The sequence below is a fragment of the Fibrobacter sp. UWB11 genome (genome assembly GCF_900143015.1).
Lineage (GTDB): Bacteria > Fibrobacterota > Fibrobacteria > Fibrobacterales > Fibrobacteraceae > Fibrobacter.
The window spans coordinates 1,678,734-1,695,383 of the sequence record NZ_FSRT01000001.1 but is presented as its reverse complement, the minus strand read 5'-3'; the positions used below and the strand labels follow the sequence as shown (position 1 = coordinate 1,695,383).

At 46.5% G+C, this 16,650-nt stretch carries 15 protein-coding genes; 9 read left to right on the top strand and 6 right to left on the bottom strand.

Features of this window, described 5'->3' with window-relative positions; all coding sequences use genetic code 11:
- Nucleotides 1–126 precede the first annotated feature (126 nt).
- Nucleotides 127–2,301, top strand: a complete 2,175-nt coding sequence (locus tag BUQ91_RS07060) for a polysaccharide biosynthesis tyrosine autokinase (protein ID WP_074208666.1) — start codon at nt 127–129, stop codon at nt 2,299–2,301.
- Between the two features lie 59 nt (nt 2,302–2,360).
- Here the strand turns inward: BUQ91_RS07060 and BUQ91_RS07055 are convergent, their stop codons facing one another.
- From BUQ91_RS07055 to BUQ91_RS07040, 4 genes are all read right to left on the bottom strand, one after another.
- The gene (locus BUQ91_RS07055) at nt 2,361–2,570 is read right to left on the bottom strand and encodes a hypothetical protein (protein ID WP_139299702.1); all 210 of its coding nucleotides are present in this window, start codon (nt 2,568–2,570) and stop codon (nt 2,361–2,363) included.
- A gap of 244 nt (nt 2,571–2,814) precedes the next feature.
- A complete protein-coding gene (locus tag BUQ91_RS07050) occupies nt 2,815–3,090 on the bottom strand; it encodes a hypothetical protein (RefSeq protein ID WP_074208664.1) in 276 nt (91 codons plus the stop codon).
- A gap of 221 nt (nt 3,091–3,311) precedes the next feature.
- Nucleotides 3,312–4,127 (bottom strand): Rpn family recombination-promoting nuclease/putative transposase, encoded by an 816-nt coding sequence (locus BUQ91_RS07045; protein WP_074208663.1) that lies wholly within the window; start codon nt 4,125–4,127, stop codon nt 3,312–3,314.
- A 269-nt stretch (nt 4,128–4,396) separates the two neighbouring features.
- Entirely contained in the window at nt 4,397–4,582 is a 186-nt protein-coding gene (locus BUQ91_RS07040) for a hypothetical protein (RefSeq protein WP_074208949.1), read from the bottom strand.
- A 347-nt stretch (nt 4,583–4,929) separates the two neighbouring features.
- On the opposite strand from BUQ91_RS07040, the gene BUQ91_RS07035 reads away from it, so the two are divergent.
- From BUQ91_RS07035 to BUQ91_RS07010, 6 genes are all read left to right on the top strand, one after another.
- Nucleotides 4,930–6,192, top strand: a complete 1,263-nt coding sequence (locus BUQ91_RS07035) for an AAA family ATPase (RefSeq protein WP_074208662.1) — start codon at nt 4,930–4,932, stop codon at nt 6,190–6,192.
- 1 nt (nt 6,193) lies between these two features.
- Nucleotides 6,194–7,000 carry an RloB family protein gene (locus BUQ91_RS07030; RefSeq protein ID WP_074208661.1) on the top strand — a complete coding sequence of 269 codons (807 nt, stop codon included), beginning with the start codon at nt 6,194–6,196 and terminating at the stop codon, nt 6,998–7,000.
- 113 nt (nt 7,001–7,113) lie between these two features.
- Complete coding sequence (locus BUQ91_RS07025; RefSeq protein ID WP_074208660.1) at nt 7,114–7,377, top strand: chorismate mutase; 264 nt, start codon at nt 7,114–7,116, stop codon at nt 7,375–7,377.
- On the top strand, nt 7,377–8,567 hold the full coding sequence (locus tag BUQ91_RS07020) for a prephenate dehydrogenase/arogenate dehydrogenase family protein (protein WP_074208659.1): 1,191 nt from the start codon (nt 7,377–7,379) through the stop codon (nt 8,565–8,567). Before BUQ91_RS07025 ends, BUQ91_RS07020 begins: the two co-directional genes overlap by 1 nt.
- A gap of 30 nt (nt 8,568–8,597) precedes the next feature.
- A complete protein-coding gene (locus BUQ91_RS07015) occupies nt 8,598–9,965 on the top strand; it encodes a 3-phosphoshikimate 1-carboxyvinyltransferase (RefSeq protein ID WP_072827076.1) in 1,368 nt (455 codons plus the stop codon).
- Nucleotides 9,966–10,071: 106 nt separating this feature from the next.
- Nucleotides 10,072–10,956 carry an NAD(+)/NADH kinase gene (locus BUQ91_RS07010; RefSeq protein ID WP_072827077.1) on the top strand — a complete coding sequence of 295 codons (885 nt, stop codon included), beginning with the start codon at nt 10,072–10,074 and terminating at the stop codon, nt 10,954–10,956.
- Here BUQ91_RS07010 and BUQ91_RS07005 read toward each other — a convergent pair.
- Complete coding sequence (locus tag BUQ91_RS07005) at nt 10,953–11,789, bottom strand: pseudouridine synthase (protein ID WP_371590736.1); 837 nt, start codon at nt 11,787–11,789, stop codon at nt 10,953–10,955. The two genes, BUQ91_RS07010 and BUQ91_RS07005, sit on opposite strands and share 4 nt — an antisense overlap.
- Before the next feature lie 91 nt (nt 11,790–11,880).
- Nucleotides 11,881–12,990 (bottom strand): histidinol-phosphate transaminase, encoded by a 1,110-nt coding sequence (gene hisC / locus BUQ91_RS07000; protein ID WP_074208657.1) that lies wholly within the window; start codon nt 12,988–12,990, stop codon nt 11,881–11,883.
- A 219-nt stretch (nt 12,991–13,209) separates the two neighbouring features.
- On the opposite strand from hisC, the gene BUQ91_RS06995 reads away from it, so the two are divergent.
- Both BUQ91_RS06995 and BUQ91_RS06990 read left to right on the top strand, forming a co-directional pair.
- Nucleotides 13,210–14,751, top strand: coding sequence for a sialate O-acetylesterase (locus tag BUQ91_RS06995; RefSeq protein ID WP_074208656.1), 1,542 nt, complete (start codon nt 13,210–13,212; stop codon nt 14,749–14,751).
- A gap of 87 nt (nt 14,752–14,838) precedes the next feature.
- Nucleotides 14,839–16,542 (top strand): pectate lyase family protein, encoded by a 1,704-nt coding sequence (locus BUQ91_RS06990; RefSeq protein WP_074208655.1) that lies wholly within the window; start codon nt 14,839–14,841, stop codon nt 16,540–16,542.
- Nucleotides 16,543–16,650 lie beyond the last annotated feature (108 nt).

Here is a 16,650-nt window from a genome sequence, read left to right as displayed (position 1 = left end):
ATAGATGTTCAAATTTTATAAATACATCTTTTGAAAATCTTATAATTTGCTATTTTTAGAAATGATTTGAATGTAAATAATGCTCAATATTTTGGTGGCAAACGTTCTATACGAAAAAGGTTTAATATGACTAATACACCTGAAAAACAGATGAATCAGCTCCCTGTATCGCAGGGAGCTATTAAGCCGGTCGATGTCATTGACGTATTCGAATTGTTCAGTATTTTTCGCCGTCATTGGTTGATTTTCGCCTTGCTTTCTGTTGTAGGCTTGGTTGCTGGGGCTACGTACGCTCGCTACAGTCGGGATGTTTTCCGCAGTACGGCGATGTTGCAACTCGATACGAAGTCTAAAAGCGGCAAGGCTATTGCTGATATTGGAGCTTTGTTTGAATCGCATAGCCCAGCTTTGGCCGAAATCCACTTGATTAAGAGCCTAAACGTGCTGATGCCCGTGGTCGAGAAGTTGCGCTTGAATTACGGTGCCGAACCGATTGGTCTTGTAGACCGCCTTATGCACCGCGAGGGGCGGATGGACTTGGATTTGTTCGAACCCCCTAAGGTTTTTGATGATGATGATGGCGATTGGGTTGCCGAGGTAAAATCGGAAGATTCTTATGAGTTGTTTACCCCTCTTGGTTCAAGCGTTGTTGTGGGTAAGGTGGGCGAAACATATCGCGTGCCAGTAGAGGGGGATTCTGTTGCAATTTGTGTGCGCTCTATGGATGCGCTCCCGGGGCAAAAGTTCGTTTTGTACAGGTTGTCTGTTCTCCGTATGGCCGAGATTTTGCAGAAGACTGTTCTGGCCGATGAAAAGGGGAAGAATACGAACATTATCGAAATTGCGTACCAGGACCGTTATCCGGACCGTGCTGCTAAAGTGCTCAATGCTGTAGCGCAGATGTATGTACGCCAAAATGTGGAGATGCGCAGTGCCGAGGCCGAAAAGTCTCTGGAATTTTTGGAAAAACAGCTGCCGACAATTAAGGCTAAGCTTGATTCTGCCCAGCAACTTTTGACCAGTTACCGCAACAAGGTGGGGACGGTTGACTTGGGGGCCGAGGCTCGTGGTACGTTGGACCGTCAGGTTCAGCTTAAAACGCAGTTGCTTTCTTTGCAGCAACAATATCAAGAAAAATCTCGTTTGTTCAAACAAGACCACCCTGCCATGCAGGCGATTCTTTCGCAGCAAGAACGTATCCGTAAAGAAATTGGCAAAGAAGAGGGCAAGGTTAAGGCGCTCCCGGTTACGCAACAAGATGTGCTAAAGCTCCAGCAAGATGTGGAACTCAACAATGAACTTTACACGTCTGTTTTGAACAACATCCAGCAGCTCCGCGTGGTACGTGCTAGTGAAATTGGTAACGTGCGTATTGTGGACCCGGCCTATATTCACCGGAAGCCTATTAAACCGAAGCGCAAGATGATTGCGCTTGCGGGGCTCGGTGGTGGTTTTGCTTTTGCCTGGGTTCTTGTTCTTATGTTGCATCGCATGCGTAATCGCGGTGTGGGTTCATCTTCTGAGATTGAACGTGAAACGGGTGTGAGTGTTTATGCGAAGGTTCCCAAGACGCATATCAGCCACAAGCTGCCTGGCGTAAATGACAAGCGTTTTATTTTGGCAAAGGCCGATTCCGAAGATTTTGCTATCGAAAAGATTCGTGCGTTGCGTACGGCGCTGGAATTTTCGTGCCTCGACGAGGGCGGGCGCGTGCTGATGGTGACGGGTATTTCGCCAGAGGCGGGCAAGAGCTTTGTGTCGTTGAACCTGACGTACCTTTTTGCAAAGCAGAACAAGCGCGTTATTTTTATTGATGCGGACCTGCGCAAGTCCAGACTTTCGCACAAGCACGAAAAGGGCGTTTCGGATGTTATTGCAAAGACGGCAACATTGGATAGTGTTGTTGTGGATATGGGTGAAGGTGCTTACTTTTTGCCGAAGGGTTCGCGTGTGGCGAATCCGGGTGAAATGCTTGCGTCAAAATCTTTTGCCGAGCTGGTGCAGGAATGTCGCGAAAAGTACGATATCGTGGTTATCGATACGCCGCCTTGCTCGCTGGTGTCCGATGCGCAGGCAATCGCAAAGCTTGCCGATTTTGGGCTGATTGTCGTGGAATACAAGAAGCATTCCATGGAGAACATTCAGGAGATTATCGACCAGTTGAGCATGGCCAAGCTTGAGAAAAAGGCCATTGTGCTGAACAAGTGCGTGCATGACGGTAGTTCGTACGGTTATGGTTACGGTTACGGGTATGGCTACGGCTACGGTTACCGCTACCGTTACGGCGAAAAGAAGAAGTAAACAAAAAAACTCCCGGAAAGGGAGTTTTTTTGTAGGCTAACGCGCTAACTGCGCGGGGACTATTTAGCTAAAAGAGTACGTCGCTTTTGGATTTCTTCTAGCGGGAGGCCTGAGATTGAGGCGATATCTTCATCGGTCCATTTGGGATTGGCGAGCATTGCATCGACCATCTCGAGCGTAGCCTCCGTTTTGCCTTCAATTTTTCCCTCAGCAATTCCTTCTGCACGGCCCTCTTGTCTGCTTTGATACATGTCATATTCGTAAGTCATAAACTTGCTCCTTATGAGAGTGTCGGCTTTATAATGAGACACAAGAATCCTCGTACTTATTAAAAATAATAAATCTTGCAAGGCGAGAAAAGTGACCGACTTGTTGGGCATTTCCGAGCCGCAGCGGATTTGGAGCGAAGCTCAAAAGTTTTTGAAAGTGCGGTCGTTATGGGGAAGCTTACAGCCCGATCGAGCCGGGCATGACAAGAAAAAAGCTCCCTTGAGTAAGGGAGCGGATGTTTGCTTAGAAAGACTTGATTTCATCGATGGTGAAGCCTGTTCGCTTGGAGATTGCTTCTAGAGGAAATCCATCGTCACGGAAACCTTTGGCCATGGCCTTTTTCTCTTCTAAGGCTTTGGCTTCGGCTTCTTTTCGTATTTCATTCTCTCGTTCGTGAAAATCATATTCGTAAATCATGTATCTTTTCCTTATGAACGTATCGGTCTTGTAAAAGGATACTTGTTTGTTGATGGTTTCGGTCTCACGAGAGTCTGCGTTCCTAGTCGCAAAATACTTCATATAAGCCTTCACGACTGGATTTGCGAATTCCTCGTATTTATTAAAAATAATAAATCTTGCAAGGCGAGAGAAGTGACCAACTTGTTGGGCATTTCCGAGCCGCAGCGGATTTGGAGCGAAGCTCAAAAGTTTTTGAAAGTAAGGTCATTATGGGGAAGCTTACAGCCCGATCGAGCCGGATATGAAAAAAAGCTCCCTTGAGTAAGGGAGCGGATGTTTGCTTAGAAAGACTTGATTTCGTCGATGGTGAAGCCTGTTCGCTTGGAGATAGCTTCTAGAGGAAATCCATCGTCACGGAAACCTTTGGCCATGGCCTTTTTCTCTTCTAAGGCCTTGGCTTCTGCTTCGGCTTTTCCTTCGGCCTTTCCTTTTTCCTCTCTTTCATGAAGGTCGTACTCGTAAGTCATATACTTGCTCCTCGTGAAAGTGTCGGTCTTGAAAAAAGACACTTTGTTTTTGATTGTCTCGGTTTCGTTGGAGTCTGCATTCCTGGTTGCAAAGTACTTCATGTAGGCTTTGACGATTGGGTCTGCAAATTCCTCGTACTTACTAAATATATAAAAGTTTTTGAAAGTAAGGTCATTCAGAGTGATGTTTGTATTCTCCCTAGCTCTGTTTTCAAAATGGTATGCAGGGAGTCCGCCTTTGAAAATGTCCATCGGACATAAAAACAAGATGTATTGTGGCTTGAGACTGGTGTAAAAATCTCCCTTGGCGAGAGCAACCCCGTCACAGACACTTTGGTAATACCGAGCCCTTTGAGGTAGTTCTTTTGTATCCGTCATTTGCATCTCAAGATCAAAGGAACGGATCGTCTCTCCGTTTTCATTGGTTTCTCGCGCAAAAACATCATAGCGGACGCTCTTATGATTTGCGTCAAAGCTGAGAACGGCTTCGGGTGTGGGCGTTTCCAGGTGGTCGATTTTGATGTCTAGCAGATGTTCAATGAATGGCTGGGCGATGTCCTTGTTGCTGAAGACAAGACCGAACATGATCGGGTCGGTAATGTCGAGCTCGTCGAAAGGTTTTATGTTCATTATTATACCTCCGTTAAGTTTAGAGGCTTTAATCTACAACGGAAAATTTTGAAAAAGTGAAACCTTACAAATTTTGCAATCAACCGTTTGCAAAATCGTTCATTTTGCAATCTGTAGTTTGCAAGTGTTTTGGATAAAGTAAAATTCAAACGTGTAGCTTGATATTAAATGGATGAAAACGGTGAACTGTTTTTTGGGGGGGAGGGGGAGATGCCCGATCGAGCCGGGCATGAAAAAAAGCTCCCTTGAGTAAGGGAGCGGATGTTTGCTTAGAAAGACTTGATTTCGTCGATGGTGAAGCCGGTTTGTGCGGAGATTATTTCCAAAGGAACCTTGGCATCACGGAAACCTTTGGCCATGGCCTTTTTCTCTTCTAAGGCTTTGGCTTCGGCTTCTGCTTTTCCTTCGGCCTTTCCTTTTTCCTCTCTTTCATGAAGGTCGTACTCGTAAGTCATATACTTGCTCCTCGTGAAAGTGTCGGTCTTGAAAAAAGACACTTTTTTTTTGATTGTCTCGGTTTCGTTGGAGTCTGCATTCCTGGTTGCAAAGTACTTCATGTAGGCTTTGACGATTGGGTCTGCAAATTCCTCGTACTTGTTAAAAATAATAAATCTTGCAAGGCGAGAGAAGTGACCGATTTGTTGGTTGCTTTTAAATCGTAAATTGTTGAGAAGTTGTTTTCTATTTGCAAAATCTGCTTTTTTATTGCTGTTTTGTAAAATAAAATCTTGTTTTTTTATATTTCTTTTGTTAAATTGGAGTGTGTGAAAATCTATGATTTGATGATTAGGAGATCTGCTGGATGATTCAAGAATTAAAAGTCAGAAATTATCTTTCCATCAAAGATGAGGTTAGAATTAGTTTCGATGCCTCAAACGATACTTTTGCAGAAGATTATCAAGTCGTAAAGGTGAACGAGCAAACAAGGCTTCTTCGTTTTGCTGTGATTTATGGTTATAATGCATCTGGGAAAACAAATATTTTTGATGCTTTTTGCTTTTTGGCGTTGTTCTTAAAACATAAACCGGAATCGATTAACGAAAAAACGGGTATTGTTCCGTTTATGCTTGATGCTGATTCACGAAAATCTCCGTCTTTTTTGGAATTGACTTTTTTTGTTGATGATTTAAAATACAAGTATTCATTGGAAATTGACGAAAAGCAGGTATATTTAGAATCGCTTAGCGTTTATAACAGTGTTCAGCCGACGTTGCTGTTTAAGCGAACTTTAGAAGGTGATCGGTCTAAAATTGAAATAAATCCAAAATTAAAGGTCAGCAAAAGTGCCAAAGAAGCCCTTGAAGCAAATTGCCTAAAAAATATGTCTTTTTTTGTTGCAAGAGATATGGTGAATGGCTTGTTTCCCTTTATTGATGATGCCGCTAGATGGTTTAAGGAAAGCGGCCTACATGCGATTAATAAAGATATCAATTTGACGACATTTGCAAAGAAAAAAATAAAAAAAAGCATTGAAGTAAAAAGAAATGCTCTTGAAATGTTGAAAGGTGCCGATTTCAATATCGAAGATATTGATATAGAAGAAGAATTTATGCCTGATGAACTTCTAAAGAAAGTGCCTGTTGAATGGAAAAAATTGATAGAAGGAAAGGATCGAGTTAGTCGGTTGAAAGCGATATTTCATCATTATGTGGAAAATGATGACGGAAAAAAATTATATGCACTTGAAGAAGAAGTTGAATCGTTAGGAACTCTTCGGTCTCTTGGATTGAATGTTGCTTTATATGATGCCGCTCAAAATGAAAGTTTCTTGGCAATAGATGAAATTGAAAATTCGCTACATCCATATTTGTTGCAAAGTTTGCTTTATAATTTTCTGAAAAAAAATTCAAAATCTCAATTGTTTATAACAACTCATTACGATGGACTTCTTGACTTGACTGATGATTTGATTAGAAAGGATTCTGTTTGGTTTGTTGAAAAGAATAAAGCGGGAGAGTCTGATTTCTACAAACTGACAGACTTTAAGGGTATTAATAGAATATCTTCAATTAGATCGGCTTATAGAAATAAACGATTTGGAGCGACTCAGTTTAGCGTTAAATAGTATGAAAAAAATAAAGCCGGAAATTAAAGAGACCCCGCATTTCAGAACGGAAGTTTTATATCAGTTTGAAGATGGTTCAAGACCTTTAAATCCTATAGAACCATATATTATTAGTGGTGGGTGCGTTACAGAGCGTTGTTATTTCAGTCATTTGGCAAATTGCTCTAATTATAAATTTACGATATTGCCTAGATATTTTGGGAATGAAGCTTCCTATGCAGATGTTTTTCCAAAACATGTTGACGATATTTTGTCTGGAAATCCAGATGCCAAGATATATTGTGTATTTGATCTTGATACGGTTCTAGGAAATTTAACGAGAGAGAAGGATGTAAAGCGTAAATATGCTGTAGCGAATAAAAAGACCTTTGACGAATTTAAGAAAAAATATGAGAATTCCGAAAATGTTGTGTTGTGCCCTAGCATGCCTTGCTTTGAATACTGGTTTTTACTGCATTTTATAAATGATGTAACCTTGTATAAAACATGTGGCAGCGTTGTCAAAAAATTAGAGCTGTATATACGTAATTATTTTCCTGACGCTATATTGCCAAATAAAGCGCTTTTTAAAATGAAGAAAATCAGAAATTTAGATAAAGTTAAACTCGGTAGTATTCTGAAAACGGAATCTTATCTTGATAATGATGAGTGGGTAAGAAAGCTTTGTGCTGAGGGAAAGCTAGAAAATGCAATTCGAAATGCTGAAAAAAATATAAATCTTGCTCAAGAGAAAGGGCTTCTTGATAGTCAATCATATACATATGTTTTTTTTCCTTTCAAAAATTATGAAACTGATATAACACATTGAAAAAAGAGCGGGTTTATGCCGTGACGCCTTATTTCTGTAAAAATGGGTAGCAGGAGCCGTTCATCAACGTATTCATCGCAAAACAGCAACCATTTTTTTCTACATTCACGTACATGGATATTAATGAATGGCGCATTCGCATTGATGAACTGAACGATGAACTGATGGCGATCCTCAACAAGAGGGCGACATACGCTGCCGAGATTGGTAAAATCAAAAAGCAGAAGGGGTTGCCCGTGTTTGACGAAGGTCGCGAAACGGCTGTTTTGAACGAAGTTGCCGAAAAGGCGAAAAAGGCGGGTGGGCTGCTCCAACCGGAATCGTTCCAGAATATTTTCCGTGTCATCATGGAAGAAACTCGCAAGGTGGAAGAATAATGGTCGGCCGCATTACTATGGTGGGTTTTGGCCTCTTGGCAAGCTCGATTGCTGCTGCCATCAAACAGGCTAAGCTCCCGACGAAGATTCGTGCCGTGAGTTCGCCATCGACGCTCAAGCGTGCTCGCGAGCTTGAACTTGCAGATGAATTTTACCAGTACGACCAAACGGAAGAATGGGCAAATGACAGTGACTTGATTTTGCTCTGTGCGCCGATTATCCACATTCTTAAAATGATTGATGCGCTGGGGCGCGTTTCGTGGGCTGCATCTGAAGCCGCTGTTGGCCGTGAAATTTTGGTGAGCGATATCGGCTCGACGAAGGTTGAAATTTGCAAGGCGGGCATGCGTTTGCCGGCTCCGTTCCGTTTTGTCGGTAGCCACCCGATGGCGGGTTCCGAAAAGCGCACTTGCGAATACAACGATCCTGCGATTTTTGAAAATGCGTACTGGTTTGTTTGCCCGCCAGAGGGTACGCCTGAATCTGTTTATGCGCCGCTTTTGGAATTGATTCATTTTGTGGGGGCGAATTCTGTGGTGTTCCCGCCGGAACATCACGACCGCACGATGGCGTGGGTGAGTCACATGCCGCAGATGCTGAGTTCTACGCTTGCTGGCAACTTGCCGGAGCGTTTGCTTGCTCACAATTACCAGCATTTTGCGGGGCGCGCTTTCCGTGACATGACGCGTATTGCTGCCTCGGGTTGGGGGATGTGGCACGATATTGCGGTGACCAATCGTGACGAGACGACGCGTGCACTTTGCGAAGTTCGTGATGGCCTCGACAAGACGATTGCTGCGATGAACGGCTTGAATGTTGTTAAAGATGGCAAGCCTGCATCGGGCAATTTTGAAAATGACGAACAGAGTGTGGTGGCGGATAATTCCCAGGCGCTTGCCGATATTTTCAAGGCGGGTAACGATGGCCGTGCGAGTTTGTTTGCTCCGGGTCGCAACAATACCGCTTCGTTCTACGAAATTACGGTACAGCTCAAGGATAAGCCGGGCGCTCTGTTGAGCGTGATGCAGCCGCTTGCCGAAGAAGGCATCAACATTCGCGATATTGAACTTATGAAGGTTCGCGAAAATGTGGCGGGCACGCTTTTGCTTGCGTTCAAGACCGAAGAAGAAGCTGCTCGTGCAGTAAAGACTTTACGTTATTTGGATTACGAAGTTAAAGAAAGACGTTAATTTGATAGAAAGGAATTTAAGGAAAAGACGATGGAATTCTTGATGAACCCCGACCGAGAACGGATGAATTTGACACTGGTGATGGCGCTCCTTGTGAATGGCCGCACCGTGTTAGAAGATTTCGCATGGGCGAGTGGCAGTGAACGTTATGCCGAGGCTCTTAAAGAATTTGGGTTGTCTTACGAATTGCAAGGGCACCAGTTGGTGCTTAACGGCAAGGGGTTCCAGTACCCAGTTCCGACGATGCTTCCGATAAAGTTCAATGAGGCCGAGAATGTGCTTTTGTGGACGCTGGCGAGCAAGGACGAAGAACAACTTTATACGTTTGCCGCCGAAGTGGACGATGCGGGAATTGCCCGCGTGAACACGGCCAAGGAAACTTTGCAAAAGTATTTCAAGATTAAGGTCCAGAAAGATGAACCTGCAAAGTTTGTCTTTAATTTTTTGCGCGACGAATTGAATGTAAAGAAGGATTCGCTCGGGAACGTTTCGTATGTGATGCGTAACAGGCTTTTGCTCCGTGCGCTTATCCGTAATGAATATTTGAATTTTGAAGAAAAGTCTACGGTGCATGACCAGTGGACCAAAATGCTCATTTACTTTGGTGCGGCTGTGAAGTACGAAGGCCGTGGCATGGAGCAGTTGAGCGAATTCGAACGCCGCTTGATGATTGCGCAGGGCAAGAAGATTGAACGTACGCAGTTCACGGAACTTTCGGAGACGAAGGTGATTACGGCGCGTGAATATTATGTGCCGGGCGATACCACGGAAGCGACTGCTTTTGCGGTGCTTGCGACTGTCGGGAATATGCCGAAAGACAACGTCATCAAACTTTTGAACGTGGACTTGAACAGTAGCCGTGCAGGGGCGCTCACATGCCTCAAGCGCATGGGCGCCAACGTGGAAACGGTGAGCCGTCGTGAAAAGTACGGTGACGTTTTTGGCGATGTGGAAATCAAGCCGTTCGCTTCGGGCAAGCGTTTGCAGGGCCGCCGCTTTAGTGAAGACGTGATTGCAACGGCGCTTGAAGAATACCCGCTGTTGGCGGTGGCGGCTTGCTACGCCGAAGGCGAGACGATTTTGCGAGTGCCTAAAGAAGTGCGTGTTGAAATGCGCCCCAAGAATGAAGTCTTGGCGGTGAACTTGCGCAAGACGGGTGCCGAAGTCGGCGTGTACGATGACGGTCTTGTGATTCGCGGGCTCGAGACGATTGTGAACGGTAGCGATTTTGATGCGGGTGAATCGGCGCAGATGGGGCTTGCCTTGAACGTGCTTTCGCTTGCGCTGCAGAACGATGAACCGGTCGAGAATATGGACAAGGTCGAGGCGGTGTTCCCAGGCGTTTATGAAAAAATGAAGAACGTGCTTGTGGCCGAAAACGCCGAGAAGAAGGAATAGAATGTTGTTGCCCGATTTGTCATTCCGACCAGAGCCTGTCCTGAGCAACAGTCGAAGGATGCCGGAATCGCCTTCTTGTCTAGCAAAGAAAACTAAGGATTCATAAATGAACAAGTCTTTTTGCAATATTGGAATTGTCGGATTCAAGGACAAAAGTGCCGATTTGGCATGTGCCTTGAAGCAAATTTCGGCATGGGCGCTCGAACATCCGCAAATCAAGTTTTGCGCGCTGGATTCCTTGAAGGAACTTGTAAAAAAGCCGATTCGCGTGGTGAAGGAATCCGCATTGCAGAAGACGGATTTGCTGATTGCTGTTGGCGGCGATGGCACTGTGCTTACTGCCGCGCATATTGCGCTTGGTCATAACATCCCGATTCTTGGCGTGAATGCCGGTCGCGTGGGATTCTTGGCGGAATCGCGCGTGGAAGGCTTGACCAAGACGCTTGACAGCTTGATTGCTGGCGATTTTTCGACTCGTGAACGCATGATGATCGAGGCTGCGGTTTATCATGGCAGAAAGTGCATTGCAAAGCAGACCGTGCTGAACGAAGTCCACGTGCGCGCGCACGCTCCGGAACGCATGGTAAACGTGAACGTGGCTTATAACGATACCTGCCTGACGGAATACTGGGCGGATTCAATTCTCGTTTCGACGCCGACGGGCTCGACTGCATACAACCTTGCTGCTGGTGGCCCGATTATCCATCCTTCGACGCCTGCGGTGGTGCTCACGCCTGTGGCGCCGAGCAGCCTCTCGGTGCGTCCGCTTGTGCTTTCGCTGACGGACAAAAAGTTGCGAATGGCTTCGGCGGTGAATTGCTCGCTTGATCTCGTTTTTGACGGGCGTATAGATTTTGAAATGAAACCGGATGAATATGTGATGTTGTCTGAAAGTAAGCTTGTGACAACGTTTATTCGTATGCGTCACACGGGATTTGTGGGCGCTCTTCGAGAAAAACTTGGCTGGACGGGTAAGCCGCGATCGGCTTAATGCTGCGGAGCATCTAGTTTTTTGATGCAACCCTGCTTTAAATCGCCCAACTCAAAATTGCAGAACTTGATGCGGACGAGACGCAAGACTTCGTAGCCGAGCTTCGCGAGCATGCGGCGAATTTCGCGATTCTTGCCTTCGTCTAAAGTAATTTCTAGCCAACAGTTCTTTTCGCCTGCGCTGTAGAGCTTGGCGCTGACGGCGTGCATGAATTCTTCGGGTTCACCAAAGACTCGTGGCGGAACGTTGAAACCTGCTTCCATTTGCGAAAGTTCTTCGGTGGTGGGGTGGCCGTTGACCTGAACGCGGTAGATTTTGGTATGCTGAATCCACTTTGTCATTCCGGCCTCCGTGCCGGAATCGCCATTTTTCTTTCGCGGTTCAGTGAGGTTGTTTGCCCAGGCTGTATCATTCGTTAACAAAAGTAGCCCTTCGCTGGCGGCATCGAGTCTGCCAACGGGCGATATATGCGGCACAGCCTTGCCAGGGAACATCTTGGTATATTGCTCGCGGAAAAGATCCATTACGGTTGCGCGCCCTTTTTCATCGCTTGCTGTGGTGACGTAACCGCGCGGCTTGTTCATCATAAAGTAAACGAACGCGCTTGCTTTTACGGGCTTTCCGTCAACGCAAATCTCATCATTTTCACGGGCGGGAGTGTCCGGATCGCGGACGATTTTACCACGCAAAGAAACCCGGCCCTCGCGGACCAGGTTTTCTGCTTGGCTTCTGCTGCAAAAACCGCGCTTAGAAATCACACGGGCAACGCCGTGAGCTTTTTCTTTTGCTACTTGCGAGCGTTTGTTCCAATTGCTTTTGTTATTGAAGTTCATTTGAATTGTCATGCCCGCCTCCGAGCGGGCACCTCCTTCTTTGTTCAAGGATGGGAGATTCCCGCTTTCGCGGGAATGACATAGTCAATGTTTATTTGTTAAGGTATGCCTTGATGTTTTCGAGGCATTTCTTGTTCTGAGCTTCGGTACCGACGGTAATGCGGAGCACGTCACCCATAGCCGGCTGCGGGCGGATGATGGTGCCCTTGGCCTGCAAGAACTTGAAGGCGTCCATCGGATCCTTGAATCCGCTGACGGCGATGAAGTTTGCGTGGCTGTCGACGTAGGGGAGGCCGAGTTCTTTGAAACCAGCCTTGAGCTGTTCGAGACCCTTCTTGTTGAGTTCGCGAACCTTGTTCACGTAATCCTGGTCGTCGATAGCGCCGATGGCAGCTGCCTGAGCGATGCTGTTCACGTTGAACGGTTCACGCACGCGGTTGATGAGGGCGACGATTTCCGGACGGGTGATGCAGTAGCCCACGCGCAGCCCTGCGAGACCGTAGATCTTGCTGAACGTACGGCAGCAGATGATGTTCTTGCCAGCAGCGATGCGGCTGTTGAAATCCGGAACGAGTTCCGGCGTGTCTTCGATAAATTCGGTGTAGGCTTCGTCCATCACGAGAACGCAAGTTTCCGGGAGGCTGTCGGCGAAGTCGAGGATTTCCTTGGCGGTGAGGTCAGAACCGGTCGGGTTGTTCGGGTTGGCGAGGAACACGATGCGGGTCTTTTCGTTCACGGCGTCGCGCATAGCCTTGAGGTTGTAGTTGTATCCCGGAGCGGGCATGTCAACTTCAACAATCTTGGCGTTCATGGCCATCGTGGCGAGCTTGTAAACAGCGAAGCTGTGGTTGCCCATGACGGCTTCCGTGCCGGGGCCGAGGAACACCTGGGCAATCATGTCCAAAAGTTCGTTACTGCCGTTACCCACAGCAATCTGGTCGCGGTTCACACCGCGGAATTCAGCAATCTTTCCGATGAGGTCGTAAGAACCGCCATCCGGATAGAGGTTCACTTCTTCCAAAGCCTTGCGAGCTTCGGCCATGCCCTTCGGGCTCGGGCCAAACGGGTTTTCGTTGCTGGCGAGCTTGTCGATGTCTTTCGGGTCGAGGCCGAATTCACGAGCGGTGTAGGCGATGGGTTTGCCGGTCACGTAGAGCGGCTGCTTCAAAATGTGCTGTTGTGCGAGTTCGTTAATATCCATTTTTAGTTGTTGGTTTTTAGTCAATAGTTATTAGTTGATTGATGTTCTGAAAGGAATAATAGCATTTTTTTATATTCGGTTTGAAAATGAAGAACCTTTGTTGACCAAAGTTGAGTCAAGCCTTTGACAAATTGTCTAGAAAAATGCTTGGCGCAGTGGTTGCAATCTCGGCTCAAGATTATAGATTACACTAGGTGTAATTCTAAAAAGGGATTTTACATGTTTGTGGGATATTCTAAAACTCTTGCTGGGATGGCTTTTGCCCTCGGTATTTCTCTGTTCGGTACGCTCCATGCGGCTCCGGACCCCAATTTTCACATTTATATTGCCTATGGCCAGTCCAATATGGGCGGCACAGCAGATGCTCAAAGTGCAGATAAGGCGGAGCATCCGCGCTTCAAGATTTTTGCAACGCAAAAGTGCTCGGGCAAAGGTCGTAATACGTTGGGCGAGGTTTATCCGGCGGTGCCTTCGCTGTTTAACTGCGGCAATACAATTTCTATTGCGGACTGGTTTGGCCGTACGATGGCCGACAGCATGCCTGATGTGACTATTGGTATTATTCCTGTCGCAGTGGGTGGCGCTAGTATTAAGTTGTTTGATAAAGACCAGTATGCAAGTTACCTTTCGACGGCTGAAGGTTGGCTCCAAAACTACGCCAAGGAATATGCAAGCGACGGAAACGTTTACAAGACGATTGTGGACATCGCCAAGAAAGCAAAAGAAGTCGGCGTTATTAAAGGTTTTATTTTCCACCAGGGTGAAACGGATGGCGGTTATTCGGATTGGCCGAAAATTGTGAAGAAAACTCGTGACGATATTTTGAAAGCGCTTGACATGAGTTCGGATACGGTGCCGTTTGTGGCGGGTGAACTTTTGCGCGATGGTTGCTGCTATTCTGACCGCGTTTCGAAACTCCCGAATACGATGGACAATACCTATTATGCGACTTCTGAAAATCTTGGCGGAAACGGGGTAGACCGCTACCATTTTAATCACGATGCCTATGTGACATTTGGTAAGCGCTATGCAGAACAAATGCTCAAAGCTGTTGTTCGTACTCCTGTGGAACCTGTGCCGCAACAGCCGTTCGGAAAAATCGAGAATGGCGAAGCGGTGGCCGGTGATGCTGCCGTGATACCTGGGAAAATTCAAGCCGAAAACTACGATATTACGGGAGTCGGGAGCGGTAACAGTTCGTACAAGGATGACGATTCCGAAAACAAGGGCAAAGTTTACCGTAATGATGGCGTAGATATCGAAGAAATCGCGGATGGCTACGCTGTGGGCTATACCATGGAAGGCGAATGGTTGGAATATTCCGTGAATGTCAAGAGAACTGAAACATACAAGATCAGGGCGCGGTACGCTTCGGGTTCTGAAACGTCGGGATTCCAGCTTTTGCTCGACGACAAGGAACTTGGTTCTGCTTTTGTTGCGTCCAAGACGGGCGAGGATTGGAAAACCTACGAAACAGTCGATGTTGGGACTGTTGATTTGACCGAAGGTCCGCACGTTCTCAAGATTTTGATTACCGGAAATTATGTCAATATTGACTGGATTGAATTTGTAGGTGAATCTTTGCCTATTGCTCGTGGTCGCTTGCAAGCGAAGGCTGAACCGCGCAATTATATGGTCTTTGACCCGATGGGCGTTTGTGTTGGAACTGTTCGCGCGTTAAATGCAAACGATGCGATGCAACAAGCAAAAATGAAGGTCAAGGGAATGAAGAATTTGTATGTAAAAGCGGTTGCTAGATGACAAGCGTTTAGTCCGTTTAACCAAGCACGTCATTCGGAGCATCGCGAAGAATCCAGTGAATTTTTAGGATTGATAAAGGAGTGTGAGATGAAAAAGTGTTTTAACAAAGTCTTGGTAACGTTGTGTGCGTTTGCGGTTTGTGCTTCTGCTGCGGTGGATCAGTGCAAGCCGATTGGCTGGGCGACTCGTTCGGGTCGTACTTCTACAGCGTTTGAAGTGACCGGTGGCGGGAATGCAACTCCTATTGTTGTAAAAACGTTCTCCGATTTGCAAAAGTACGCGAAGGATTCTTCTCCGCGTGTGATTTACATTGACGGTACGCTTGGCGATGGCTGGAGTGGAACGTCGGGCAGTCGCTTGAACATTACCGCTTCGAACAAGACGATTATCGGTCTTAAGCCGGGAACACTTTTGAAGGCTCCCATTCATATTACGAGCAAGGCATCGAACATTATCGTTCGTAATATCGTGATTCAAGGGCCGGGTAGTAATGCGGACCAGGCGTGGGATAACCTCACGATTGAAGGCGAATCAAAGAACATCTGGATTGACCATTGCGAATTTTGGGATGGTCAAGATGGCAACGCTGACGTGGTGAAAGGTTCTGATAACGTAACGTTTACGTGGTGTATATTCGGTTATAAGAAAAAGAGTACGCACAACCTCTCGAACCTCATTGGAAGTTCAGATAATGAACCTGTAAGTGAAGGCAAGTTGAACGTGACTTATATGTTCAACTGGTGGAAGGCTGCAAACCAGCGCAAACCGCGTTGCCGCTACGGAAATGTGCATATGGTAAACAACCTTTTAACGGGAGATGCTAGCATTACGAACGGCACGGACGTGCTTGGTGTTTCGGCAGGTCACATGTGCAAAGTGCGCACCGAAAGGAATGTGTTCATCAACGAATCGAATCCGATTTATACGGGTAACGCCAATGGAACGGGCGTAAATGAAGTTATAGACAACATTTTCACGAACTGCTCCGGCAATACAAAGGGAACGGGAACATCTTTTACGCCGCCGTATGAATACACGAGTTTTATGCTCAAGGCAAGTGAAGTCGAGGCTGCGGTGAAAGCGAATGCGGGTGCAACGCTCAAAAGCCCGACAGAATGTGATGCGAATTATGTGGAACCGGAGCCGCCGACACCCGATAAGCAATATCAGGCCGAAAAAGGCGTGATTACAGGTGGCGTTTCAGAAAGTAGCAATGGCGGTTATCATGGTGACGGTTACGTGAATTTTGATAAGGGCGGAGATGTTGTTGTAAATGTGAAAGTCGATACCGCAGGTCAATACAAATTCGATGTCGATTTTGCAAATGGCTCGAGTGAAGCGCGTTCGTTGACGGTGAGCGCGGGGTTGGATACTGCAACAACATCTTTCAAGGCAACTGGTGGCTGGACTGTCTGGGAAACGGCTGAAGTCTTGATTAGCCTTGCTGCAGGCGAAAATGCCGTGAAATTTGCAACTGTTGGCGGTAATGACGGCCCGAACATCGATCAGTTCGATGTGACGCTTGTGAAGGCCGCGGAAAAAGATACGACGAAGGATAATCCTACATCGATTCACTTTGCAAATTTGCGTTCGACGGCAGCAAAGGTCGTGCCAAGCGCCTATCGCGTTAGCATTTTCGATACGAAGGGCTCGCTGGTGCGCCGCATGGACGTTGAATCTGCGAAAGTCGGCGATGTCGCATGGATGACCCGCGGACTGCCTGCTGGCTTGTATGTGATGCAGCTGAAGAGCGCAAATACGGAACGCCGCAAGTTTATTGCAGTGAAGTAGAAATGGGGGTGCCGCGCTGGAATGCATGACCGCTTATGCAAATACATTTGAATCAATGATTCTTTTCAAAGAATTTTTTGTTTCTTTGTATTTTGTGTTGTCAAAAAT

Excerpts from the sequence above, each read along its gene's own strand:
- BUQ91_RS07055 (WP_139299702.1), bottom strand. The coding sequence starts at position 2,570 with ATGACTTACGAATATGACATGTATCAAAGCAGACAAGAGGGCCGTGCA.
- BUQ91_RS07030 (WP_074208661.1), top strand. The coding sequence starts at position 6,194 with ATGAAAAAAATAAAGCCGGAAATTAAAGAGACCCCGCATTTCAGAACG.
- BUQ91_RS07005 (WP_371590736.1), bottom strand. The coding sequence starts at position 11,789 with ATGAACTTCAATAACAAAAGCAATTGGAACAAACGCTCGCAAGTAGCA.
- BUQ91_RS07035 (WP_074208662.1), top strand. The coding sequence starts at position 4,930 with ATGATTCAAGAATTAAAAGTCAGAAATTATCTTTCCATCAAAGATGAG.
- BUQ91_RS07045 (WP_074208663.1), bottom strand. The coding sequence starts at position 4,127 with ATGAACATAAAACCTTTCGACGAGCTCGACATTACCGACCCGATCATG.
- BUQ91_RS07020 (WP_074208659.1), top strand. The coding sequence starts at position 7,377 with ATGGTCGGCCGCATTACTATGGTGGGTTTTGGCCTCTTGGCAAGCTCG.
- hisC (WP_074208657.1), bottom strand. The coding sequence starts at position 12,990 with ATGGATATTAACGAACTCGCACAACAGCACATTTTGAAGCAGCCGCTC.
- BUQ91_RS06990 (WP_074208655.1), top strand. The coding sequence starts at position 14,839 with ATGAAAAAGTGTTTTAACAAAGTCTTGGTAACGTTGTGTGCGTTTGCG.
- BUQ91_RS07060 (WP_074208666.1), top strand. The coding sequence starts at position 127 with ATGACTAATACACCTGAAAAACAGATGAATCAGCTCCCTGTATCGCAG.
- BUQ91_RS06995 (WP_074208656.1), top strand. The coding sequence starts at position 13,210 with ATGTTTGTGGGATATTCTAAAACTCTTGCTGGGATGGCTTTTGCCCTC.
- BUQ91_RS07025 (WP_074208660.1), top strand. The coding sequence starts at position 7,114 with ATGGATATTAATGAATGGCGCATTCGCATTGATGAACTGAACGATGAA.
- BUQ91_RS07050 (WP_074208664.1), bottom strand. The coding sequence starts at position 3,090 with ATGAAGTATTTTGCGACTAGGAACGCAGACTCTCGTGAGACCGAAACC.
- BUQ91_RS07015 (WP_072827076.1), top strand. The coding sequence starts at position 8,598 with ATGGAATTCTTGATGAACCCCGACCGAGAACGGATGAATTTGACACTG.
- BUQ91_RS07010 (WP_072827077.1), top strand. The coding sequence starts at position 10,072 with ATGAACAAGTCTTTTTGCAATATTGGAATTGTCGGATTCAAGGACAAA.
- BUQ91_RS07040 (WP_074208949.1), bottom strand. The coding sequence starts at position 4,582 with ATGACTTACGAGTACGACCTTCATGAAAGAGAGGAAAAAGGAAAGGCC.